This window comes from Cryobacterium sp. MLB-32 (assembly GCF_000738085.1).
In the GTDB taxonomy this organism is placed as follows: domain Bacteria; phylum Actinomycetota; class Actinomycetes; order Actinomycetales; family Microbacteriaceae; genus Cryobacterium.
In genome coordinates this window covers 1-22,040 of the sequence record NZ_JPRS01000056.1, presented here as the reverse complement: position 1 = coordinate 22,040, position 22,040 = coordinate 1, and the positions used below count along the sequence as shown (strand labels likewise).

At 64.7% G+C, this 22,040-nt stretch carries 19 protein-coding genes, 1 tRNA gene and 2 pseudogenes; 6 read left to right on the top strand and 16 right to left on the bottom strand.

Features of this window, described 5'->3' with window-relative positions:
- Positions 1-298 precede the first annotated feature (298 nt).
- The 8 genes and pseudogenes from JF66_RS08005 to JF66_RS07975 form a co-directional block, all read right to left on the bottom strand.
- Positions 299-967, bottom strand: a complete 669-nt coding sequence (locus tag JF66_RS08005) for a DUF4166 domain-containing protein (protein WP_035876856.1) — start codon at positions 965-967, stop codon at positions 299-301.
- Positions 964-1,581: an SRPBCC family protein gene (locus tag JF66_RS08000; RefSeq protein WP_051973284.1), complete on the bottom strand. Its 618-nt coding sequence runs from the start codon at positions 1,579-1,581 to the stop codon at positions 964-966. The genes JF66_RS08005 and JF66_RS08000 overlap by 4 nt, the downstream gene beginning before the upstream one ends.
- A gap of 125 nt (positions 1,582-1,706) precedes the next feature.
- Positions 1,707-2,147, bottom strand: a complete 441-nt coding sequence (locus JF66_RS07995) for an OsmC family peroxiredoxin (RefSeq protein WP_035876855.1) — start codon at positions 2,145-2,147, stop codon at positions 1,707-1,709.
- Positions 2,148-2,204: 57 nt separating this feature from the next.
- Complete coding sequence (locus tag JF66_RS07990; RefSeq protein ID WP_035876854.1) at positions 2,205-2,651, bottom strand: MarR family winged helix-turn-helix transcriptional regulator; 447 nt, start codon at positions 2,649-2,651, stop codon at positions 2,205-2,207.
- A gap of 80 nt (positions 2,652-2,731) precedes the next feature.
- Positions 2,732-3,442, bottom strand: a complete 711-nt coding sequence (locus JF66_RS07985) for an EAL domain-containing protein (protein WP_231556348.1) — start codon at positions 3,440-3,442, stop codon at positions 2,732-2,734.
- A gap of 146 nt (positions 3,443-3,588) precedes the next feature.
- Positions 3,589-4,068: pseudogene (locus tag JF66_RS24245) on the bottom strand (GGDEF domain-containing protein); the annotation flags it as partial.
- Between the two features lie 872 nt (positions 4,069-4,940).
- Positions 4,941-5,303: a DUF2834 domain-containing protein gene (locus JF66_RS07980; RefSeq protein ID WP_035876853.1), complete on the bottom strand. Its 363-nt coding sequence runs from the start codon at positions 5,301-5,303 to the stop codon at positions 4,941-4,943.
- A gap of 488 nt (positions 5,304-5,791) precedes the next feature.
- A complete protein-coding gene (locus JF66_RS07975) occupies positions 5,792-7,306 on the bottom strand; it encodes an HNH endonuclease signature motif containing protein (protein ID WP_051973281.1) in 1,515 nt (504 codons plus the stop codon).
- Between the two features lie 852 nt (positions 7,307-8,158).
- On the opposite strand from JF66_RS07975, the gene JF66_RS07970 reads away from it, so the two are divergent.
- The 4 genes from JF66_RS07970 to JF66_RS07955 all read left to right on the top strand — a co-directional run bounded on the left by JF66_RS07970 (position 8,159) and on the right by JF66_RS07955 (position 11,437).
- On the top strand, positions 8,159-8,521 hold the full coding sequence (locus tag JF66_RS07970; RefSeq protein WP_156109694.1) for a hypothetical protein: 363 nt from the start codon (positions 8,159-8,161) through the stop codon (positions 8,519-8,521).
- 66 nt (positions 8,522-8,587) lie between these two features.
- A complete protein-coding gene (locus tag JF66_RS07965) occupies positions 8,588-9,181 on the top strand; it encodes a DUF305 domain-containing protein (protein WP_035876851.1) in 594 nt (197 codons plus the stop codon).
- Positions 9,182-9,512: 331 nt separating this feature from the next.
- Positions 9,513-10,172 (top strand): M23 family metallopeptidase, encoded by a 660-nt coding sequence (locus JF66_RS07960; RefSeq protein WP_051973280.1) that lies wholly within the window; start codon positions 9,513-9,515, stop codon positions 10,170-10,172.
- A gap of 404 nt (positions 10,173-10,576) precedes the next feature.
- Positions 10,577-11,437: a F510_1955 family glycosylhydrolase gene (locus JF66_RS07955; RefSeq protein ID WP_051973279.1), complete on the top strand. Its 861-nt coding sequence runs from the start codon at positions 10,577-10,579 to the stop codon at positions 11,435-11,437.
- A 940-nt stretch (positions 11,438-12,377) separates the two neighbouring features.
- Here JF66_RS07955 and JF66_RS07945 read toward each other — a convergent pair.
- The 3 genes from JF66_RS07945 to JF66_RS07935 all read right to left on the bottom strand — a co-directional run bounded on the left by JF66_RS07945 (position 12,378) and on the right by JF66_RS07935 (position 15,062).
- Positions 12,378-12,449: transfer RNA gene (locus JF66_RS07945), tRNA-Gln, on the bottom strand.
- 112 nt (positions 12,450-12,561) lie between these two features.
- Complete coding sequence (gene gltX, locus JF66_RS07940; protein WP_035876848.1) at positions 12,562-14,091, bottom strand: glutamate--tRNA ligase; 1,530 nt, start codon at positions 14,089-14,091, stop codon at positions 12,562-12,564.
- A gap of 11 nt (positions 14,092-14,102) precedes the next feature.
- Positions 14,103-15,062 (bottom strand): LysR family transcriptional regulator, encoded by a 960-nt coding sequence (locus tag JF66_RS07935; RefSeq protein WP_051973278.1) that lies wholly within the window; start codon positions 15,060-15,062, stop codon positions 14,103-14,105.
- Positions 15,063-15,143: 81 nt separating this feature from the next.
- Between JF66_RS07935 and JF66_RS07930 the strand changes: the two genes are divergently transcribed.
- Complete coding sequence (locus JF66_RS07930) at positions 15,144-16,223, top strand: aminotransferase class V-fold PLP-dependent enzyme (RefSeq protein WP_035876846.1); 1,080 nt, start codon at positions 15,144-15,146, stop codon at positions 16,221-16,223.
- 75 nt (positions 16,224-16,298) lie between these two features.
- Here the strand turns inward: JF66_RS07930 and JF66_RS07925 are convergent, their stop codons facing one another.
- Both JF66_RS07925 and JF66_RS07920 read right to left on the bottom strand, forming a co-directional pair.
- Positions 16,299-17,006 carry a type 1 glutamine amidotransferase domain-containing protein gene (locus tag JF66_RS07925; protein ID WP_035876844.1) on the bottom strand — a complete coding sequence of 236 codons (708 nt, stop codon included), beginning with the start codon at positions 17,004-17,006 and terminating at the stop codon, positions 16,299-16,301.
- 54 nt (positions 17,007-17,060) lie between these two features.
- On the bottom strand, positions 17,061-18,080 hold the full coding sequence (locus tag JF66_RS07920; protein WP_035876841.1) for an NADP-dependent oxidoreductase: 1,020 nt from the start codon (positions 18,078-18,080) through the stop codon (positions 17,061-17,063).
- Positions 18,081-18,176: 96 nt separating this feature from the next.
- On the opposite strand from JF66_RS07920, the gene JF66_RS07915 reads away from it, so the two are divergent.
- A complete protein-coding gene (locus JF66_RS07915; RefSeq protein ID WP_035876840.1) occupies positions 18,177-18,794 on the top strand; it encodes a TetR/AcrR family transcriptional regulator in 618 nt (205 codons plus the stop codon).
- A gap of 48 nt (positions 18,795-18,842) precedes the next feature.
- On the opposite strand, the gene JF66_RS07910 is transcribed toward JF66_RS07915, so the two are convergent.
- The 3 genes and pseudogenes from JF66_RS07910 to JF66_RS07900 form a co-directional block, all read right to left on the bottom strand.
- Complete coding sequence (locus JF66_RS07910; protein ID WP_035876838.1) at positions 18,843-19,583, bottom strand: fumarylacetoacetate hydrolase family protein; 741 nt, start codon at positions 19,581-19,583, stop codon at positions 18,843-18,845.
- Between the two features lie 41 nt (positions 19,584-19,624).
- Positions 19,625-20,763, bottom strand: a pseudogene (locus JF66_RS07905) (branched-chain amino acid aminotransferase).
- On the bottom strand, positions 20,760-21,842 hold the full coding sequence (locus JF66_RS07900; protein ID WP_035876835.1) for a 3-isopropylmalate dehydrogenase: 1,083 nt from the start codon (positions 21,840-21,842) through the stop codon (positions 20,760-20,762). The pseudogene JF66_RS07905 and the gene JF66_RS07900 overlap by 4 nt, the downstream one beginning before the upstream one ends.
- Positions 21,843-22,040 lie beyond the last annotated feature (198 nt).

The following is a 22,040-nucleotide window of genomic DNA, read 5'->3' as shown; positions in this document are numbered from 1 at the left end:
TGACTGCTTTGCAGTGCTTGCCATCACAGGATCCACCGCGAAGGGTGGGGCATCATCGTCAAAGACAACGTCGTGTACTTCATCCCGCCCGCTACCGTCGATCCGAAGAGAACTCCGCGTCGCGGCGGACGCCCACCGGTACCGACACCGAAAGGCCACGACGGCCCGCACTACAAGAGCTAGACACAGCGTGCTCGTGTCGGCTCGCGCAGTCTCGATCTCGAGAAGCTAGATCCAAGCGCGCATTCCTCGCGCCTCGCCCAGCGAGGATTCCTGCCGCCTCGACCATCGGGAGCCTCTACTCGCGGCACTCGTGGCGCACGGGCTTCAGGCGGGCCGGGGCATCCTCTGCGGCCGGGAATTCGCAGGTGAACTCACCCTCGTAGCCGAAGAGGAATCCAAAGAACCGGTTGTGCACCTGCATGCTGATGCGAAAGCACCCGGCTTCCTCGTCGAAGCTTTCGTGCAGGTCGGCGCGCCCACTGAACAACATCGGGAATCGGAAGGCCACCGGCCCTTCGTAGAATCTCTGCTTCCCCGACCGGAGATGCAGGCTACCGTCGGGCTCCACGCTGAGGTCGAGGTCTACCGCGAGGTGCTGGTGCGTTCCGAGATAGTCCACGATCCGCCCGTCGGCGATGACCATGGTCGCATCGAAGCGACTCTGGCGTGACCCGATATCGTACTCGCGCACAAACGTGACCGTCTCGCGTCCCAAGGGGTCGCGGTATGGATAATTCGACACCGTGAACGGGATATCGTCGCCGTGATCGGGGATCAGGATGTTGCGGAACTTTCCTATTTGCAGAAACGGAACGGTCCACCACGGGCCACGGCGGATCCGCGACATCACGCCCGTGCCGACGCAGGCGTAACCCGCGTCGAGACCCACGCCGAATCGCCGCTGTAACTCGGGATGCAAGCGCGCAAAGTCGTCACCAAGAGCGACCTCGAATACCGAGCTCATGGTGTCTCCAGGGCATCAAGAGTCGCGGGCGCATCGTCCATTGCGCGGCCGCGCGACGGCGTACGGCGACACCGGGCGGCCCTCGGCCGGTTTCTTCTCGTAACCAGGAGCACGGATGCCCCCGGCCATTTCTCCGGCTCGACGCCCGTTTCCGCCCAGATGCGCAACCGGTCGAAGCTCCAGGCCGTCATCCACCCGATGAACGGGCGGACCGCACGGTCAAGTAACGCTCCCCAGCCGGGCTGGTATGTGTAGCCGGTGATGAACCGAACGCCGATCGGCGTCGGGACATAGCGCCAGTACCCCCGGCCGTCGCCGAGCGGCGACAGGGGATCGCGCGTGGTGAACTTCAATGCGGAGGTTCGGGTGCCGTCGAGGCGATGCCGCTCACCGAGCGACGTTCCGGTTCCTCGGATCAGGTGGAACGGCAAACGGGTCTCGTACGCAAAGCGGTGACCGCCGCTCGGCAGATCGTCGAGGGGCTCTATGCGCGAGAACCGCAGGTCCCAGCGGGAGTGCAGAGCGGGGTTTTGGGTGAGTTCCCAGACGCGGTCGATCGGCGCGTCGATGAGGATCTCGACGTAGATTGCGGGGGCAGACGCTGCTGAGGACACATGTCAAGCATGTCGTACGCGTTGGCACGGTCGATTGAGAAAAGCTCGGCGACGTGAAAGCGGAGGTGGGTGTGGACCTGAGTCCACACCCACCTCCGCGAACGTGGTGCTGAAAGCTGCGGGGGTTACGCCTCGAGCTCGGCGTCGAGGGTGATCTCCACGCCGGTCAGCGCCTTGCTGAGCGGGCAGCCGCTTTTGGCTTCAGTGGCCGCAGCGAGGAAGGCGTCGCTGTCAATGCCGGTGACTTCGCCACGGACGGTGAGGAGAATACCGGTGAGGCGGAATCCGCCGGCCGGGTCCGCCCCAAGCGTCACATCAGCCTTCACGTCGAGAGCCTCAACGGTGCCGCCGGCTGCGGTCAAAACCGCAGAGAGCTGCATCGCGTAGCAGGCGGAGTGAGCGGCGGCGAGGAGTTCCTCGGGGCTCGTGAAGCCGTTGGCTGTTTCTGAGGAGCGTTTCGGGAAGGACACATCGTAGGTGCCGATCTGTGAGCTGGTCAGTTCAACCTGGCCCTCTCCGGTCTCGAGGCTGCCGTTCCATGCGGTGCGTGCGGTACGGGTAGGCATAGTGGTGTTTCCTATCTGTGGTGTGGGCCGGAAGATCCGGCCGCGGGGAAATGAGGGTTAGTGCGATGCCCGCACGTGTTCGGCGAGAAGCGTGATTTGTTCACGAAGCGACTGCAGGTCGTCGAGTTCTACGCCCGTCGCGGCACACACGACGTCGTTCACGTTCGTGGCATAGTGTCTCAGCGCGCTCCCGCTTTCGGTCAGTGATACCTGAACGCGCCGCTCGTCTTGCGTCAGCCTGTTCCGGCTGAGCAAGCCTGCGGTCTCCATGCGGCGGAGTAGGGGGGAGAGCGTGCCGGAGTCCAGATTCAACCGTTCCCCGAGACCGCTGACGCTGATCGGGCCCGACTCCCACAGCACGAGAAGTACGAGGTATTGCGGGTACGTGAGCCCGAGTGGGTCGAGCAGATCGCGGTATCGCGCCGTGATGGCGCGTGACGCGCTGTAGAGCGCAAAACAGATCTGCTCGTCAAGCACGGGGATACGGGGGGCTGCGGTGGTCACGTCACTTAACCTAGCACAGTTGTGCCCTATTCAGTTGCGTACAACCTTAACGAGGACGAGCATCGAGCGTGTCGCTCGGCTCAGGCGGCGGGTCGTACCGGTGAGGTCGGGAACCACCAGGTTGATTCGGGCTCGACGTAGACCCAATCGCTCAGGAATTCGGCCAGAGGCAGGGGGCGCGCGTACAGGTAGCCCTGCGCGAGGAAGCATCCGCGCACGACAAGCCAGTCTGCCTGTTCCTGTGTTTCCACGCCTTCGGCGATGATTCCGAGCGACATCGCCGTGCCCAGTTTGATCGCGAGGTCCACGATCGGGGCGTCGTCGCCCGAGGACACGATGGTGCTGATGAAGCCGCGGTCGATTTTCATGATGTCGAGGCGCATTCGGGTGAGGCGTTCCAGGCTGGAGAATCCGGTGCCGAAGTCGTCCATGGAGATGACGACACCGGCGGCGCGCAGCTTCTCTGTGTTCATTGCCACGTTGTCCGAGGCCGTGCCGAAGTCCGTCTCCGTGGCCTCGATGCCCAGATTTGCCAAATCCAGACCGGCCGCGGCGCAGAGGGCGATGGCCCGGTCGGCGTAGTCCGGGGTCATCAGCTCACGCGAGGATGCGTTGACGGCCACGCTGATCGGCTGCTGTCCCTGGGGTTTGGCGTTGTTCCACTCCGCCGCCGCTGTGATGGCTTGCTCGAGCACCCATTGGCCCAAGGCCTGGATGGACCCGCTGGCCTCGCAGAGAGGGATGAACTCGACCGGGGAGATCTGGCCGCGAGTGGGGTGGTTCCAGCGCACGAGGCTTCCGCCCCGACCGCGCGTCCTGAGCGCAGATCTACGCACGGTTGATAAAGAATGTAGAACTCACCCTGGGCAATGCCCTGCTGAACTGCTGAGACCGAGGCGTAGTAACCACCGTGGATGCTTGTGCGACCGAAGCCGGCACGCTTGGCGTCGTAGAGGGCGATTCCGGCTCGCCCAAACAGCTCCGACGCCGACTCATCGGCGTCGTGCATGGCGATCCCGGTTGTGAAACTCATCACGGACGGATGCACGGCCTCAAGCAGGTCCTGGGCCTGACCGGATGTCTGACCGGGGAAGAGGAGGGCAAAGGCATCTCCTTCGATCCGTCCGAGAACGACTGTCGGTGGGAGCAGGCTCTGCAGCTCAGAGGTGAAGGCGATGAGGGCGTCGTCCCCGGCGTCATAGCCGCGGCGCTGGTTGACGAGGGAGAATCCATCGAGATCGATGCGGCACAGGCTCACCGGCTCTCCCGGCTTGGAATCGCGCAGCAGCACTGTGGTGGCCCGCTCGAAGCCGGCGAAGTTGCGCACGCCGGTCAGCCAGTCTGTCTCGGCCGTGATTGCACTGCGCACGAACCAGGTGATCGCGGCACCCGTGCCCAGAGCAAGGAGAGCATCCATGGCCACGGTCTCCGGGTTCATGCCCGGCTGAAGAGCGAGAGAGATCAAGGCGGCTGGAATCAGCACGGAGGGGTACCAGATCACCCTGCGTGAGGGGATGATCGCGAATGCAATCAGCATGATGGCGGCCATGGTGGCTGCGAAGGTGTGACTGAGCGGTTCTTGGCTCGTGGCCCAAATGCACACCAGAGTCAGGAGTGTGAGCCAAATCAGTGAAAGGTGGCGCAGGAACATGGTGATGCGTCGGCGGAGGGCCAGCAGGCCGGCGCCGCTGATGACCAGCGTGATCGCGACGGCACCAAGGATGGCGTTGCGGGCCAACGCGAATGTGTCCCCGCCGACCAGCGCCAGCAGGCCCAGCGGAATGCCGAACCCGATCATGATTGAACCGAGGAGGGTCCCCACGCTGGAAGCCGAGTTGAACATGCCGGGCCGGAAGCTGATGTCCCGACCGCGGCGGGGGCGTCGAGCGGTTTTGTGGGCGGCGTGAGTGCCGCTCGGACGGCCAAGGGGCGGGCTCGCTGGTGCCGGTTCGCGCGCTCCCGGCGCGCCAACGTCGACACGGGGGCTCGGGGACATGACCGCAGTCTATGCGCTGGAATTAGTCCCCCCGTGCAGGGGGCACTGATTCAGCCCTCCGAGTCGGATCAGTGGCCTCGTAGCGTGATGCGATGGGGCCCACAGTCGTGAAATGCGGAGGAACAGCCGAACGACGCGGACTGGTCGTGTTAGCCGATGCGGGTGAGCGACTGGGGTCGAAAGTTCCCGGCCCCGCGACTATCGTCCGTTCACGCAGGGAGGTCATCCATGACGGGCTTCGGACAGCACACCATGAACATGGCCCGCCAGAACGTGGATTTCCGGCGCCTTTTCTATACCGGCAGGTCGGTTTGGTCCAGACGCTCCGACCGCGCCGCCGTCAGAGTGCGCTCGCGCATCGCGAGGAACAGGGGGAATGTGAAGGCGAAAGCGGTGACGCCTGAGAGAGCGACGTAGAGCCAGCCGCGCTTCATTCCCAGCCGCCGCGCCTCAACGATGATCAAGATGCTGCCGGCCACCGCCGCGATGAGGAGGTCGACCGTGAGCGACGAGACCGCCGGCCCGCTGTTCACCGAGTCGCCGACGAAATCGCGCAGTTGCACGATCGCGAGAACGTTGTACGTCCAGGTCCCGGCGAGCCCGACGATGCTCAGTGCCAGATAGACAAGAGCGAGTGGGGTCCAGTGTTTGTTCATGTCGTCATTATTCCGGACGGTCGCGTCGAAGGGCGACTCGCCACGGACGTGATCGGCACGCCCTGTTCGAGCAGCGGATGCCTGAATGGGTATGGGAACGCGCGATGGACTCAGAAATACCACCGAGAACGCCGGCCCCGCATCGTTCAACGGCCGTGGCCTCCTGACCATGATCGGCCCTCATTCGCTGCTGCTCGTGCTCGCGTGCGTCGTACTCGGCTCAAGAGGAGCTGGCGCTGCCGTCGCCAACGGGTGGATACCCGGATCCTCACTCGAGGGTGAGCGGCCCCCGGGGGGATCTTGTGAGCACCGACGGGGAGCGTTTTCGAGATGCACGCGGTGATCGTTTGACCGCACGATCGCTCAGGTTGAGTCAACAGCAGAACGACGCTGCACACGAAAGCCACAGAGAAGGATTCCTCAGAGTCAGAGATCTCGTCTGGCGGGGGGAGTGCTAGCGAACGACTCTCGCGGTGCGCAGTCTCCTCTCACGTTCCTCGGTATTTCTGTCTGTCTGTCCGTCCGTCTGTCCGTCGGTCCGTGGTGGTGGTGCGCGACGATGTTGATCGTTCGTCGCGTTCGTCGTGGTTGTTAGAACGGTGCTGTGTTGAGCCTGTGTTGGGGATGCTCCAGACGTCGAGCCAGGTGTTTGGTTTCGTTGCTGGTTCGGTCGTGGGGATGGTGGGTCTGATTCGGGTGGCGGGGTGGGTGGCGTAGTGCTTGCCGGCCGGGCTGGTCCAGTTGAGGGTGCCGTCCTTGCCTTGTTCGACGGCCCATCCGGTTTCGTGTTTGACCCGGTGGCTGCGTTTGCAGAGGTTGGCGAGGTTTGAGAACACGGTTTCGCCGCCGGATTCCCAGGGGATGGTGTGGTCGATGTCGCAGTCCTGCGCGCGGCGGTTGCACCCGGCGGCGCGGCACGTGCCGTCGCGCAGTTGCAGCCAGCGCCGGAGTTCTGTCGGCACCTTGTACTTCGTGCGTCCGAACGAGAGCACGGCGCCGGTCTCGGGGTGGATGAGGATGCGGGTGAAGCTCGATGCGGTGCCGGCGATGCGGCGGGCGGTTTCCGGGTCGATCGGCCCGAACCCCTCCAGCGTGCCGGGCTCCTCGCTCTTACCCATCAGGGTGAGCACGGGCACGGTGACGTACACGTTGCCGCGGATGCCGGCGCCGAGCCCCGTCGCGGTAACGCCGCCCAAAAGCAGGTCGACGGCGACGTCGGTGCGCAGTTGCGGGAGGGTGCGGGTTTCGACAGGCTCAACCAGCGATGAGGACTGGAGGTTCTTCGCCATCGCTTCGACCCGGTCCCTGATCGCACTGGCATCCTCATTGCTCAGGGTCATTTCGAGGTACGCCATGCCGTCACGGCCCGGGCCGACAAAAAAGCACCGATCAGCCAAGGCGCGTTTGTGCCGCACGGTGATCGACTCCGGATGCGTGAGTTCCCGAATGCGGATGGCTTTCTTCGTGAACTGCGGCACCGTGAGGGTCTCACTCTCGGTCAGGGCCTCGTTCTCGAACGCCTGCCAGGCTTCATCGGGGAGGGCCAACACGTTATCCATGATGACCTCGATGTGGCGGTAACTGATGTCCCCACGGCGGAGAGCCTCTCTTGTGGCGGGGAGCTTGTGCTGGAGAAGTTCGCTGTGGCACATGAGGTTACGGGCGCAATTCTCTGTCAGGGTCAGCAGGCACGCGAGTTCAGCGACGAGGCCCTCGTGAGCGGCCGTCATTGACGACCACTCGACGTACCCTTTCCTTCCACGAGCGGCCGTGGTGGGTCGGCCGGTCTCGGCCGTCGCCCGGGTCCAACGCATGATCTCATCGACCGCGGCCGCCCGCGCGGCCTGCGCCGCACAGATCGCCCGGTCCTGCTCTTTCACCGCATCGAGCAAGCGGAGCTGGGTATCGGCCGTCTCACGCTCTGCGGGCGTCAGGCCGACGGGTTCGGGCGGGCTGCTGCCCGCGGCATCCTCCGGTGGAGGAACTTCATTGGTGTTCTCCATGCCTAAATTTTCCCACGGACCACTGACACTGTTCGAGAAAACCTCAGCATTGTGGAGAAGTTATTCGAAGCATTATTCGCTGCTCGGGCGGCGAGATCGACTCACGAGGTCTCGAGACGCTCGTTCCTCGCTCCTCGACCAGCGGCTTGGGGGCGTTGCGGGGATCAGGTCGCGAGGTCTCGACAGGCTCGACCAGCGTTTGGATCGAGATCTCGACAGGTGCTGAGCGCCATGACCGCCGAAGTGTCCACGCGATAAGACGTTTTGGCACCCGCAGTGGCACCACCACTGCGAGGCAAGCTCCACCTCTCGACGGGCACGACCCAGCGGCACCGCAGGAGACTCGGCGGACGGCTCCCCGATTCAAGCGCAGTCTTCGAGCGCGGCCTGCATTCAGGTCTCGAACGTGCGGATGCCGTGAGTGATGACTGTGCCCCAGTAAAGTCTTTGTTCCATTGGCAAGCACTCGATGTACCGCGAACCCGCAGAGGTGCGACTTACGCGATGTTCGTCACCGACGACGGCACCAAACGACGCCAGGCCGAGGCCGATTTCTCTGCGCGGAAGGGCTGTGCCCGACCGCCGAGATGCGTGCACCTGCAGCCAGAGCGAGCCGCGCGCGCCGGAGTAGGCCGCGAGCGACCACCCCAATCTTGGGAGAATCGCACGGCCATATCGCACGCACTCTCAGGCTCGCGAGCATGGTGTGAGCTAGTGTTCGAGGAGAACCTTGGGATCGGTGTGCTCGAGGCCTGACTGAAGAATGGCGGTGACATCAGCGTGAATCGACGAACGCGAACAGCGACAACGACGTTCCTGTCACCTTTTGTCAGCTTTTTAGCACTGACCGCCTTGCTCTTCGCCGTCTTCGCGATGCACTCGGAGGCAACCGGACACGACATGCACATGGCCGGTTCGTCGGCGACTGCCGGTGCAAGTGCGCCCGTGGAAGCCGCCGTCGCCGCGGCCACATTGACCACCCCCGTAGTCGCCTCCCTCTCCGCTGGCATGCACACTGGAATGCTCGATTGCGCGTTGCTGGCCATGGCGTGTGTTTTGTTGCTGGTGCTCATCGCCCTCGTGTTTCTCACCCGATTGCCGGCCACGTATCGGCGGCTTCTCGATGCGGGCGGTGCCCTACTCAGGATCGTCGACCAAGTCGCGATGCCCCTGCCCCGCCCCAGTCTCACTGTTCTCTCCATTAGTCGCGTCTAGACCGAGCCTGTACTCCGCCGCACCTGCGGCCGCTCTGTCTACCCTTTGACGATGAATGGATGAACAATGCTCAAAACTCGTACCGTTTTCTCTGCCGCCGTAGCAGTGGCCGCAGCCCTCGTTCTCAGCTCGTGCGCTGGTGGCAGCCCCGCCGGCACCTCAGCGAGCCCAACAGCGGATGCATCGGCGGCAGCCTTCAACGACGCCGACGTAACGTTTGCGCAAATGATGATCCCCCACCACGAGCAGGCCGTCGAGATGAGCGATGACCTCCTCGCCAAGGATGGCATCGACCAAGAAATTGTCGATCTCGCCACCGAAATCAAGGCCGCACAAGAGCCCGAAATCGCCCAGCTGAACGACTGGCTAACCGAATGGGATGCCGAAGACAACAGCATGTCGGGGATGCAAGGCATGGGCGATGGCTCCGACGGCATGATGTCAGCCGACGACATGATGGCCCTTCAAGACGCCGCCGCAACCGACGCAGGGCGGCTCTTCCTTGAGCAGATGACGGTGCACCACGAGGGCGCCGTCGCCATGGCGCAGATCGAAATCGACGACGGCGAGAATACGGACGCGCAGGCGATGGCGAAGACGATCGTGACGACGCAGACGGCAGAAATCGCCGTCATGGCGGAGCTTCTCGCAACCCAGTAGTTGACGGCGAGACGATCCTGACCGTCTTCTGGTGGATCTTCCACCTGCGTGACTATTTCGTCGACCAAATCCCCCCAAGGACGTTTTTTGATGCACTCTTTCCCTCTTGCTCGACCACAATTTGTGCTCCCGGCGGACACTCGTGGATAGTACAAACCACATTGCAACCGGACCAGCGGTGCCCGGTCCGCCACCCGTGATGTCACGTCGAGACATCCGTGCGCTCGAGAGCCGCGTCAGTGCGAGTCGATCCGTGGCACCGCTGTCGAAACCGGCGCGAACGGGGCCCAAGAGGACGACGCATCGCCATCGCGCGGCCGCCGGTGCGGCCATGGCGATGATCGCACTCTTCACCGTGACCGCATCACTCCCCGCCCTGGCGGTGAACCCCGAAGCGCCCCAAGCTCCGGTACCCCGCGCGGTTCAATCTGCCGACGGGCAAAGCCTCAGTTTTTCCGGTACGGCGTCGGCGCGTGTCCAACGGGATGGGTTCACGGTCACCGATGTTCCCCAACCAGCGTCTTACACGGAGCCCGCGAGCAACGGAAAGTGGGCCAGCCTCGATCCGAGTCAGCTGACGGATCAGGGTTGGGCGCTGCCGGTACTGGGCCGCATCACAAGCCCCTTCGGCCCTCGTCCCGACAAGCCCGTCGCGGGCGTCGGGGACTACCACAATGGGACCGACATCGCGGCGCCGTGCGGCAAACCAGTTTTCGCTGCGACGGGAGGAAAAGTGCTCGACTCCGAATACCAAGGCTCGTACGGCAATTGGGTTCTCATCGACCACGGGGGCGGTGTCGAAACCGGGTACGCCCACAACAGCAAGCTCCTCGTCGACGCCGGGCAGAGTGTTGCCGCTGGCGAGGTCATCGCACTGGTGGGGAGCACGGGGTCCTCGAGCGGATGCCACGTGCATTTTGAAACTCGGGTGAACGGAACGCGTCTCAACCCGGAGACATTCATGAGCGCACAAGGAGTGTCTCTTGACTAAATGGGCAACACCTCGTCATACCGCTCGGGCCGCAATCGCAACGATGCCGATCCTGGCTACCGTAGCGGTCGCTGCGCCAGCTCGGGCCGAGGAATATCCACCGTGGGCCGAGGTGGAGAGTTCTCGGTCGTCCGAGACCGCACAGGGGGCCCAGATCACGGCGTTGTCCACCCTGATCGACAGCTTGGCGGCTGAAGAGGATGCTGCCCCGTCCTCCGGCTGTCACGTGCACTGGGAAACGCGCGTAAAGAATGCGCGCGTGAATCCACAATCTTTCATGAGTTCACGAGGAGTCACCGTTGGCTAAATTCACCTACCCACAGCGCTCTGCGCGGGCGCTGGCCGTAGCGTCGTTCAGTATCCTTGCCCTCGCTGGTTGCACCAGTGCAGCTAACGGTCCGGGCATGAGCTCGCCGAGGAACACTCCGGTCACCGCATTCGAGCATGTTCATGGCCTCGGCGCCGATCCCCTGACGGGAAACACGTACGCGGCCACTCACCAGGGAGTCTGGCTCATCCCAACGGGGCTGCTGCCTGACACATATCTTGCAGGAACGCCTCGCAGCAGTGCGGTCGAGCCGATCCAGATCGCCGGCCAGACCCAAGACACTATGGGGTTCACAGTGGCGGCACCCGGCCATCTGCTGGCTTCTGGACATCCAGCGCCGAGCGAGCAGACCGATCTGAATCTGCCCAACCTCGGCCTGATGTCCAGTACCGACGGAGCCGAGTCGTGGACCGCCCTGTCTCTGGAGGGGGAAACAGATTTCCACGATCTAGTGGCAGTCCCCTTGGATGACACCCTGCGTATTTATGGGTACGACGCCGGTGCCGGGACAGTCCGGGTGAGCGATGATTCAGGCGCAACGTGGTCTAACGGCGCCGAACTGCCGCTGCGCGACCTGACCGCATCTCCGTCACGACCCGACCGCGTCTTCGCGACGACAGCTGACGGGCTCGCGATGAGCGTTGATGTCGGCCGAACATTCCGCCTCGTGGCCGGCGCGCCCGCTCTTCTTCTGGTCGACGCAGTCGATGATGCTGCCGGCGGAGGCTTGGTAGGAATCGATACCTCGGGCACGCTGTGGCGCGAAGACGGCACTTCCGGTAACTGGACACGGGGAGGGGGAACCGACGGGCCTCCGGAAGCGTTTACCTTTGTCGGCGGTTCCTCGCCGTGGATCCTGATTGCGGACGCCAGTGGTATCGCTGCAAGCGACGACTATGGCATCACCTGGACGGAACTGGTTTTGCTGGCCGGCTGATCCCTTCAACGGATCCTCACCGATACCGTCGTGATTGTCCGAAAAGGATTTACCCCCTATGCGTAAGTCTTGGCCGTGAATGAGTCGAACGAAAGGAACGCAATCTGATGATGTGGGGTTCAGCAAACATGGGGTGGACTTGGGGATTCGGACTGCTGGTGCTAGCGGGCATTGCCCTGATAATTTACGTCGTCGTTCGCTTGCTGTCGACGACGCCTGGGAGCGCAGTCCCGCCCTCGACTCACAGTTCGCCTGAGTCGAGCGCTGCTCGGCGCATCGTGGACGAGCGTTTCGCGCGAGGTGAGCTCACCGCGGAGCAGTATCGCGATCACCTAAGAGTACTCGGCGAGGAACGATAGCGCGCCCGATGACGTTGTACTGGGTGGTGCTGCGCAGTGGCGCGCAGTCTCAGGCTCCGCGTTCCCGGCATCTCTCCGCTCCTCGCCACACCCTCCCATCGGGGTCCGGCCGGGGTTCGGGCTCCGCCAGCCCCGGAATTCCTCGGACGAGTCCGTGTTCGGCGGTGCGGTTATCGTCCGATTTCAGGAGCGCCCGGAGCGCCAGGCCGGTGTCCTTCACTCGAGGATATTCACGGGCAGTTTCTGCCGGGCTGGCAGCGTAGCCCCGACGTGTAGGAGCGGCGTAGAGGCGGTGTCCGGCACCGGCGAGCAACCGATCAACCGATCCGTACCCGGCATCCCTTCCGCGCTCATGATAGGAAACGCTGGCCTGATCAATGCCGGTCAGCTCGGCAAGTCTTGTCTGAGTGAGATACTTACTCCGTGGATTTTTGGAGGTCAGCTGGTTCTCGTCAATCAACACGCCAGAAGTCGGCACGCCGAATCCCGGACTCATCTATCACCGGGTAGCGAGATTCGGATATGACTGAAACGTCGAATAAACGCAAAAAACCCCCGCTCGCGCGGGGGTTTTCATAAAGCTGGGGTACCTGGACTCGAACCAAGAACAACTGAACCAGAATCAGCCGTGTTGCCAATTACACCATACCCCAATGGCCTTATCCGAAGATCGGGCCGAGATCAACCCTAACCTACGACAGGCCCTGACCACAAAACGGAGGGCAGCTCGGCGTGTTCAACGCCGGGCCACCTCAGCCGCAGCGGTTATTCCGCGGTCGCGCCGACGACCTGCGCCAGCCGCTCGAGACGCCCCAGGGTCTCCGTCCGCCCGAGAATCTCCATCGATTCGAACAGGGGCGGCGACACCTTGCGGCCGGACACAGCGACCCGCAGGGGGCCGAAGGCCACTCGTGGCTTGAGACCGAGGCCCTCAAGCAGAGTCTCGTTCAGCACGGTGTGCACGCGGTCCGTGGCCCAGTCTGCCTCGGGGATGGCACGCAGGGCTGTGCCGGAGGCGGCCAGAATCTCGGCGGTGGTCTGCGGGAGCGACTTCAGGGCATCCGCTTCATGCACGAGCTCGTCGCCGGCGACGAAGAGGAAACCGAGCATGGCGGGCGCCTCGCCGAGAAGCGCAATGCGCTCCTGAATGAGCGGGGCGGCCTGGGCGAGGATCGCACGGTCGGAATCACTGACGGGCTCGGTGAGCACGTCAGCCGCCACCAGATAGGGCACGATGCGCGCGGCAAAGTCCGCCGCCTCGAGCAGGCGAATGTGGTCGCCGTTGATGGATTCGGCCTTCTTCTGATCGAAACGCGCCGGATTCGGGTTGACGTCTTTCACGTCGAACGCGGCGACCAGCTCGTCGATGGAGAAAACGTCGCGATCGTGGGAAATCGACCAGCCCAGCAGTGCCAGGTAGTTGAGCAGGCCTTCCGGGATGAAGCCGCGGTCACGGTGGTGAAACAGGTTCGATTCCGGCTCGCGCTTGCTCATCTTCTTGTTCTTGTCCCCCAGCACGAAGGGAAGGTGACCAAAGCGCGGCACGAAGCTCGTCAGACCGATGTCGATGAGCGCGTGGTAGAGAGCGATCTGGCGGGGCGTGGAGGAGAGCAGGTCTTCACCGCGCAGCACGTGGGTTACCCCCATCAGCGCATCGTCCACGGGGTTAACGAAGGGGTACAGGGGATGTCCATTGGGCCGCACGACCACGAAGTCGCTGAAGGAGCCGGCCGGGAACGTGATTTCGCCGCGCACGAGGTCGTCGAAGGACAGCTCGGTGTCGGGGACGCGCAGGCGAAGAGCCGGCGAGCGACCTTCAGCGCGGTAGGCGGCCTTCTGCTCCGCGCTCAGATCGCGTTCGAAGTTGTCGTAGCCCATCTTGGGGTCCCGACCGAGAGACACATTACGCGCCTCGATCTCCTCGCCCGTGGCGAAGCTCTCGTAAATGTGGCCGGATGCCGTGAGCTGAGCGATGACGTCGCGGTAGATGTCGTAGCGCTCAGACTGACGGTACGGTCCATGCGGACCGCCGACCTCCACGCCTTCGTCCCAGTCGAGGCCTAGCCAGCGCAGGCCCTCGATGATCTGGCCGAAGCTTTCCTCGCTGTCGCGGGCCGCGTCGGTGTCTTCGATGCGGAAGATCATCGTGCCGCCCGTGTGGCGCGCATAGGCCCAGTTGAACATGGCCGTGCGGATGAGTCCCACGTGGGGCGTTCCGGTGGGCGACGGGCAGAACCGCACGCGAACGTCGGTTCCGGTGGCGGTGGAGAAGGGGTGTGCAGTGATCTCAGACATTACTGTCGATTCTAGTTGCCGCACCAGCCCGGGGCGGAGGCCACCACTGCAGTCAGGGCCGCCAGCGTGGCGGCGAGCGCGGGGATCCGCTCGGCGCCGGAAGCCGTGACCGCGTGCACGGTGCGATGGTCGAGGCTCGTCGTGGGTCGGATGGCGACACCCGGCCTTGTGCCGACGGACTCGATCGCGAGGATGGGCAGGATCGCCACCCCGATGCCGTTCTCGACCAGGCCGAAGACCGCTGCCACGTTGTCGGTTTCGCAGGCGATCGTGGGGGTGAAGCCGTTGCGGTCGCAGAGCTCCAGCAGGTGACCGCGGCAGCGCGGGCAACCGGCGATCCAGTCTTCCCCCGACAACGTGGACAGATCGACCGCGGCGCTGCCCGCGGCGGGGTGCGCCGCGGGCAGTACGACGCGAATCTCCTCGTGTCGCAGTTCCATCACACGCAGCCCCTGTGCGCTGTCACGGTGCGGGTCGGCGGCATCACCCGGGTAGCTGAAGGTGAGCGCAAGGTCGACGCTCTTGTCGCGCACGAGGGCGACGGATTCGGGCGGCTCGGCCTCCCGGTAGGTGACGGTGATCCCCGGGTGACGCGCCTTCATCCGCGCCAGCACGCTGGGAACGATGGCCGCCGAGGCCGAGGGAAAGGCGGCGATCCGCACGCGACCCGAGCGCAGGCCGGCCAGCTCCGCCAACTCCCCCGCGGCAGCATCGAGCGTTGTCTCCACGACCAGGGAATGACGAGCCAGCACGAGGCCCGCCTCGGTCAGCCGCACACCACGACCGACGCGCTCGACGACGGGCATCCCCAGACGACTTTCGAGGCGCGCCAGCTGCTGACTCACCGCCGGCTGGCTGTACCCGAGCGCGATGGCCGCCGCCGTGATCGAACCCGTCTCGAGTACCGCTCGCACCACCCGCAAGGCCTGGGCATCGAGAACGTCTCGGCCAGGGGCGGGAATCAGCGACATAGAAGAAGAATAACGTGCACTTATGCATTTCATTGAACATCAGGTCTAGATGAATAAGTGCGGCTCCGTCAGGCTGTACTCATGATCGCCGCACCTCCCTCACCTTCCGAGCCCACCGTCAGCCTGGCTGACGCCCGAGCGCAGTTCACCGGGGCGCGCGGTTACCTGGCGGCGTGCACTCTGGGACTCCCCTCATCGGGCACCGTGGCAGCGCTGCGCGACGACAGCGAGCGCTGGGCACGGGGCCACGCCACCGCGGCCCACTACGGAGCTCTCGTGGAGCGTGTTCGCACGAGCTATGCCGGGCTCGTGAGCGTTCCCGCCTCCTCGGTGGCCATCGGCTCCCAGACATCGGTCATCGCCGCCATGGTCGCCGCCAGCGTGCCCGATGGCGCGGAGGTGCTGTGCGTCGACGGAGACTTCAGCTCGATGGTCTTCCCGTTCCTGGCGCAGGCCCACCGCGGGGTGAGGGTCAGGCACGTCCCCGTGGCCGAATTGGCGGCCAGTGTCGGGGCCGACACCTGGCTCGTTGCATTTTCCCTCGTGCAATCGGCCACCGGTACGATTGCCGATTCGGCTGCGATCGCCGCCGCCGCCCGCGCGCGCGGCGCCTATACGCTCTGCGACACCACGCAGGCGGCGGGCTGGATGCCGGTGGACGCATCCGTCTTCGACGCGACGATCTGTCACAGCTACAAGTGGCTATGCTCACCGCGGGGAGTCGCTTTCCTCACCGTCGGCGCCGCCTTCGGCGCCCTGCTCCGCCCGGTTCAGGCCGGCTGGTACGCCGGGGAGGACGTGTGGGGCTCCTGCTACGGGCCGGACATGACCCTGGCAGCGGATGCCCGGCGCTTTGACGTCTCCCCCGCGTGGCCCGCGTGGGTGGGTGCCGAGCCCGCCTTGGCGCTGTTCCGCAGCCTCGACCTGACCGCCGTGCGAAGCCATACTGTGAGCCTCGGCGACGCCCTGTGCGACGGACTCGGAATCGAGAGGCAGAATCAGGCGATCCTGACCTGGCCAGACCCGGACGGCGCAGATCTTGGCCGCCTCACCGCCGCGGGCCTCACCGCCTCCGGCCGCGCCGGGCGCGCCCGGGTGGCCTTCCATATCTGGAATGACGAGGACGACGTCTCTCTCGCCCTGGCCGCGCTCCGCCGCTGAGCCGGCGGCGGCGTGCACAACACAATGCCCTCGTTCCGGCGGGGAACGAGGGCATTGTGCTGTGCATACGGCCGGTTAGACGCGCGCGGCGACCGCCGCGAGGATCTTCGATGCCAGCTCACCGGACGACGCCGGGTTCTGGCCGGTGTAGAGGTTGCGGTCGATCTCGGTGTGCGGGGCCCACGCGGCGCCGGCGACGAAGTCGGCTCCCAGCTCGACCAGGCGACTCTGAACGAGCCACGGCGCCTTCGGAGCGAGGCCGCCGAGCGTCTCCTCCTCGTCGGTGAAGCCCGTCATCCGGTATCCGATGAACGGCCAGCTGCCGTCCTCGCGCACCGCGGCGAGCATGGCAGCCGGAGCGTGGCACACCACGCCGAGCACACGACCGGAGTCGAGGGTCTCGGTCATGATGCGTCCGGAGACGGCGTCGACGGCGAGGTCTTCCATCGGCCCGTGTCCCCCGGGGTAGAAGACGACGTCGTAGTCCGCGACGGTGATGTCCGCGATCGACCGCGGCTGATTGAGGTCACTGCTGATGGCCTCGAGATAGGACGCGATGGCCGCCAGGCGGTCTTCGCCGCCGGCCGCCTGGGCCGACAGGCTGCCCGCATCGACGGTGGGGACGACGCCATTCGGCGTCGCGATGGTGATGTCCCAGCCGGCCTCGCTGAACAGACGGTGCGGCTCAACAAGCTCTTCGGCCCAGTACCCGGTCGGGTGCAGGGTGCCGTCGTTAAGGGTCCAATGATCAGCGGCGCTGACAACAAAAAGTACGGAATTCATGTTTTCTCCAAAGTGTGGTGCGGTCGGAATGAGTGGATATGAGAGTGAAGGCGCTTAGGCGGCGGTGCGGACGACCATCTTGCCGGTGTTCTCGCCGCGCAGGAGTCCGAGGAAGGCCTCGACGGCGTGGTCGATCCCGTCCACGACAGTCTCGTCGAATACGACGTCGCCCGAGGCGAGCCAGCCCGCCATGTCGGCGGAGAAATCGGGAAAGTGGTGCACGTAGTTGCCCACGATGAAGCCCTTGAGCGTGAGCCCACGGCCGACGATGTTCACCATGTTGCGGGGTCCGGCGGGTGCCTCGGTGGCGTTGTACGTGGAGATCGCGCCGCAGAGCGCGGCTCGCCCGCCATCGTTCAAGGTGGCGAGAGCGGCCTCGAGGTGCTCCCCGCCCACGTTGTCGAAGTACACATCGATGCCGTCGGGGGCTGCCGCGGCAAGCTGTCCGGCAATGTCACCGTCCCGATAGTTGAAGGCGGCGTCGAAGCCGTACTTCTCGGTCAGCAGGGCGACCTTTTCAGGCGAACCGGCCGATCCGATGACGCGCTTCGCGCCCTTGAGCCGAGCTATCTGGCCGACCATGCTGCCCACCGCCCCGGCGGCGCCAGAGACGAAGACGGTGTCCCCCGCCTTGAACGCGGCGACATCGAGCAGGCCGACGTAGGCGGTGAGGGCGGTCATACCGAGCACGCCGAGGTAAGCGGACAGGGGCACGCCGGGAAGCTCGGGCACAACGCGGAAGCCGGCGGCATCCTCCTGCACAAGATCACGCCAGCCGAACTGGTGCACCACGATGTCGCCGACCGTGATCGCATCCGAGGCTGATGCAACGACGCGGCCGACGGCGCCACCGGTCATGGTCTCACCCAGCACGTAGGGGGGAGCGTACGACTTGACGTCGTTCATCCGGCCACGCATGTACGGGTCGACCGAGACGAACTCGTTCGCCACGCGCACCTCGCCGGCGGCCAGATCTGCCAGATCCATTCGCACGGTGGTGAAGTCGCCGGCCGTCGGCCAACCCTCAGGGCGGGCGGCGAGCTGAATCTGAGTACTGGTGGTGGACGCTGCCATGGGTGACTCCTCTGCCATTGTGTAACGGATGGTCTAATATATATTGTGTACCGACCGATACACAAAACCACTCACAGGGAACGCGGAGGAAACACCATGGGACGGCTGCAGAGCTTCGAGCGCACAACCGTCGTGCAAGCCGCTCGGGACCTCTTTTGGGACAAGGGTTTCGAGGCAGCGTCACTGGCCGACCTCGAACACGTGACCGGCCTCAAGCGATCAAGCCTCTATCACGCCTTCGGCAGCAAGCGCGGCCTCTTCGACGCCGCCGTCCAGGACTACCAGGACATCGTGATCCGGCCGCGGCTGCGCATCCTGGCCGAAGGCGGAGGCAGCCGCGCCTCACTGATCGCCTACTTCGAAGAGCTCCGATCGGCGGTGTCCGCTCTCGAGGACGATTCCCCCCGCCGCGGATGCCTGATCGTGAACTGCGCCGCCGGCCTTGCCGGGCACGACGATCTCGCCCGACAGGTGGTCGACGAGTACCGCGCACAGCTGACAGACGCCTTGAGAGACGCCCTGACGGCCGCCTCGTCGCTCCCGGGACACTCGGGGTCAGAACGGTGTACCGAACGCGCCAGAACACTGACCTCGCTCGCGATAAGCGCCTTGCTGCTCGTCAGGGTGAACGCGACCGAGTCACGGGCGTTGCTCACGACCGCGATCGACCAGATCGAGTCGTGGTTTCCCCCGGACCCCGCCACTCACTCCTGACGACCGAGCTCCCGGACACGGGCCCGGGCCGGTCAGGTGCGCCGAGAGTTACGCCGGACGCACCGAGTTCACCAGCACGCCAACGCCGGGGATCTCGATCTGAACGGCGTCGCCGTCCACGATCGTGCCGGAGCTGCCGGGGACTCCGGCGAGGAGGATGTCGCCGGGCAACAGGGTGAAGAGGGTGGACGCGAAGGCCACGATCTCGGCGACCGTGTGTTCCATCACTCCCGCCGAGCTGTTCTGAAACTGCCCGTCGTTGATGCGCCCGTGAATAACCATGGTCTCCGGGTCGAACTCGGTATCGATCACCGGTCCCAGCGGGCAGAACGAATCGAAGGAGGATGCCGTCGCTGCCTGATCGGGCAGCTGCTCCAGGTCGCGCGCCGTGACATCCGCCGCCACGGTGTACCCGAACACCACGCTCGCCGCATCCGCTACCGTCACGTTTTTCGCGAAGGTACCGATGATGATCGCCAGGGCTCCGGTAACCGTGACGTCACTCGACAGCGCAGGAAGCACGATGGGGTCTCCGGGGCCGACGACGGAGGTGTTGGGCTTGAGCACAAAGGACGGGAGTGCGTCCGCCGCGCCGGAGCCCTCGCGCAGGGCGATGACCTTGGAGCGCGGAATCACCGGCGCGAGCAGCTTGACGTCGACGAGGTCGACACGCTCCCCCGTCGTGTCATACCCGGCGAACATCGGGTCGCTTTTCAGCACCACCAATTCATCGTCGTCGACGATGCCGAAGGCAATCGCTCCTTCGTGGCTGAAACGCGCAATCTTCATAGTGTCCGTTCTGACGAATCCGTCAGTTGTGGGCTCGACGCTCAGGCGTCGAGGCGGGTGAGCCAGCCGTGCCTGTCAGGCACGCGGCCGTACTGAATGTCCGTGAGCTCCTGGCGCAGAGCCATCGTGATCTCCCCAGCCGGAGCATCGGGATCTCCAATGCTAACGCCGTGGCCTTTGAGCTGGCTGATCGGTGTGACCACGGCAGCGGTTCCGCACGCGAAGACCTCGGTGATCTCACCCGATTCGATGCCGACGCGCCACTCCTCGAGGGTCACCTCGCGCTCCTCGACGGTCATTCCGCGATCACGGGCGAGCTGCATGATGCTGTCCCGAGTGACGCCTTCGAGGATGGCCCCGGTGAGGCGAGGCGTGACCAGAGTGTCGGTCCCGTGAACAAAGAACACGTTCATGCCGCCGAGCTCGTCAATGCGACTGCCCGTCTCGCCGTCGAGGAAGAGCACCTGGCACAGCCGTTTTCGTAGGCTTCCATCTGCGGCAGGAGGGACGCCGCGTAATTGCCGCCGCACTTGGCCGCGCCGGTGCCGCCGCGTCCGGCGCGAGAATACTCCGTGGAGAGCCAAATACGGACCGGCGCAACGCCGTTGGCGAAGTAGGCGCCTGCCGGGCTCGCGATCACGTAGTAGCCCACCCGGTGGGCAGCGCGCACGCCCAGGAAGCTCTCATTGGCGATCATGAACGGGCGCAGGTAGAGGCTGGTCTCTGGAGCGGAGGGAATCCAGGCTTCGTCGACGGCCACCATCTGCTTGATCGACTCAATGAAGTCGGCGACCGAGAGCTCCGGCAGGGCGAGGCGGCGAGCCGAACGCTGCATACGCTCCGCATTCTTCTCGGGACGGAACGTCCACACCGAACCGTCGGCGTGACGGTAGGCCTTGAGGCCTTCGAAGATCTCCTGGCCGTAGTGCAGCACCGAGGAGGCCGGGTCGAGCTGAAGCGGGCCGTATGCGGTCACTCGCGCGTCGTGCCAGCCCTGCTCGATCGTCCAGTCGATCGTGACCATGTGGTCGGTGAAGTGCTTGCCGAATCCGGGATCCGCGAGGATCTCCTCACGCTCCGTCTCGGCGCGCTGTTCGGTCGAGGGCACCAGGGCAAACTTCAGGGCGTAGGGCGTTGCGCCATCGGAAGACGTGGTGATGGATGATGCTGTGTCGGTCATGAAAGTCCTTCGTGTGTCAGAAGAGCCACGATGGCATCGCCCACGCTGGCGGTGCTGCGCGGCCCGGAGGCTGTACCGGGCGAGGTGCGGGTCTCGACATCGGCCGTGACGGCCGCGCTCACCCTGGCCGCCGCATCCGTGAGACCGAAGTGATCGAGCATCAGGGCGACCGACAGGATGGCTGCCGTCGGGTCGGCGAGCTGCTGGCCCGCGATGTCGGGTGCCGAGCCATGTACCGGCTCGAACATGCTCGGGAAGCGCCCTTCCGGATTGATGTTTCCGGATGCGGCGAGGCCGATACCGCCGCTGATGGCGGCGGCCAGGTCCGTGAGGATGTCGCCGAAGAGGTTATCGGTGACAATAACGTCAAATCTACTCGGGTTGGAGACCAGGAAGATCGTTGCGGCGTCGACGTGCAGATAGTCGACGGTCACTTCGGGGAATTCCGTGGCGAGCTCGGTCACCGTGCGCTGCCAGAGGCTCCCGGCGAAGACCAGCACGTTGGTCTTGTGCACGAGCGTCAGTTTTTTGCGCGCTCGTCCTGCGGCCACGCCGAACGCGTAGCGCACGACACGCTCCACCCCGAAGGCCGTGTTGACCGACACCTCGTTGGCGACCTCCTGGGGGGTCCCCTGGCGGATCGCTCCCCCGTTGCCGACGTACGGCCCCTCCGTGCCCTCTCGGATCACAACGAAGTCCACGTCGCCGGGCGCCGCCAGCGGGCTCTTCACACCGGGCAAGATCACCGTCGGGCGCAGGTTCACGTAGTGGTCGAGGGAGAAGCGCAACGCCAGCAGCAGACCACGTTCAATATTGGCATTGGCCAGCCGCGGGTCTCCCGGCACTCCGCCGACGGCACCGAGCAGGATCGCGTCGTGGGCGGCGATCGCCGACAGGTCGTCGGGCGTGAGCACATCACCGGTTTCGAGGAACCGTGCGGCCCCCAAAGAGAACGTCGTCTTCTCAAAGGTCACGGCCTCGGACGCGGTCACGGCCTCGAGAACCTTGACGGCCTCAACGATCACTTCCGGGCCGATTCCGTCTCCGGGAATGACTGCGAGCTTGATGGTGCGCGACATACAACTCCGAGCGTCTGATGAATCCTGTATTGAAACCCTACTGCGGCCCAACTTATGTCTAGGCTATACAGAAGCGTGAACCACCCAGAAAGCAGGCAATCATGAGTGTCGGACTTGGTATTTTTCTCTTCGTCGTCGGGGCCGTGCTCGTATGGGCGCTGAACGTGAGCGTCACCTGGATCGATCTGGACCTCGTCG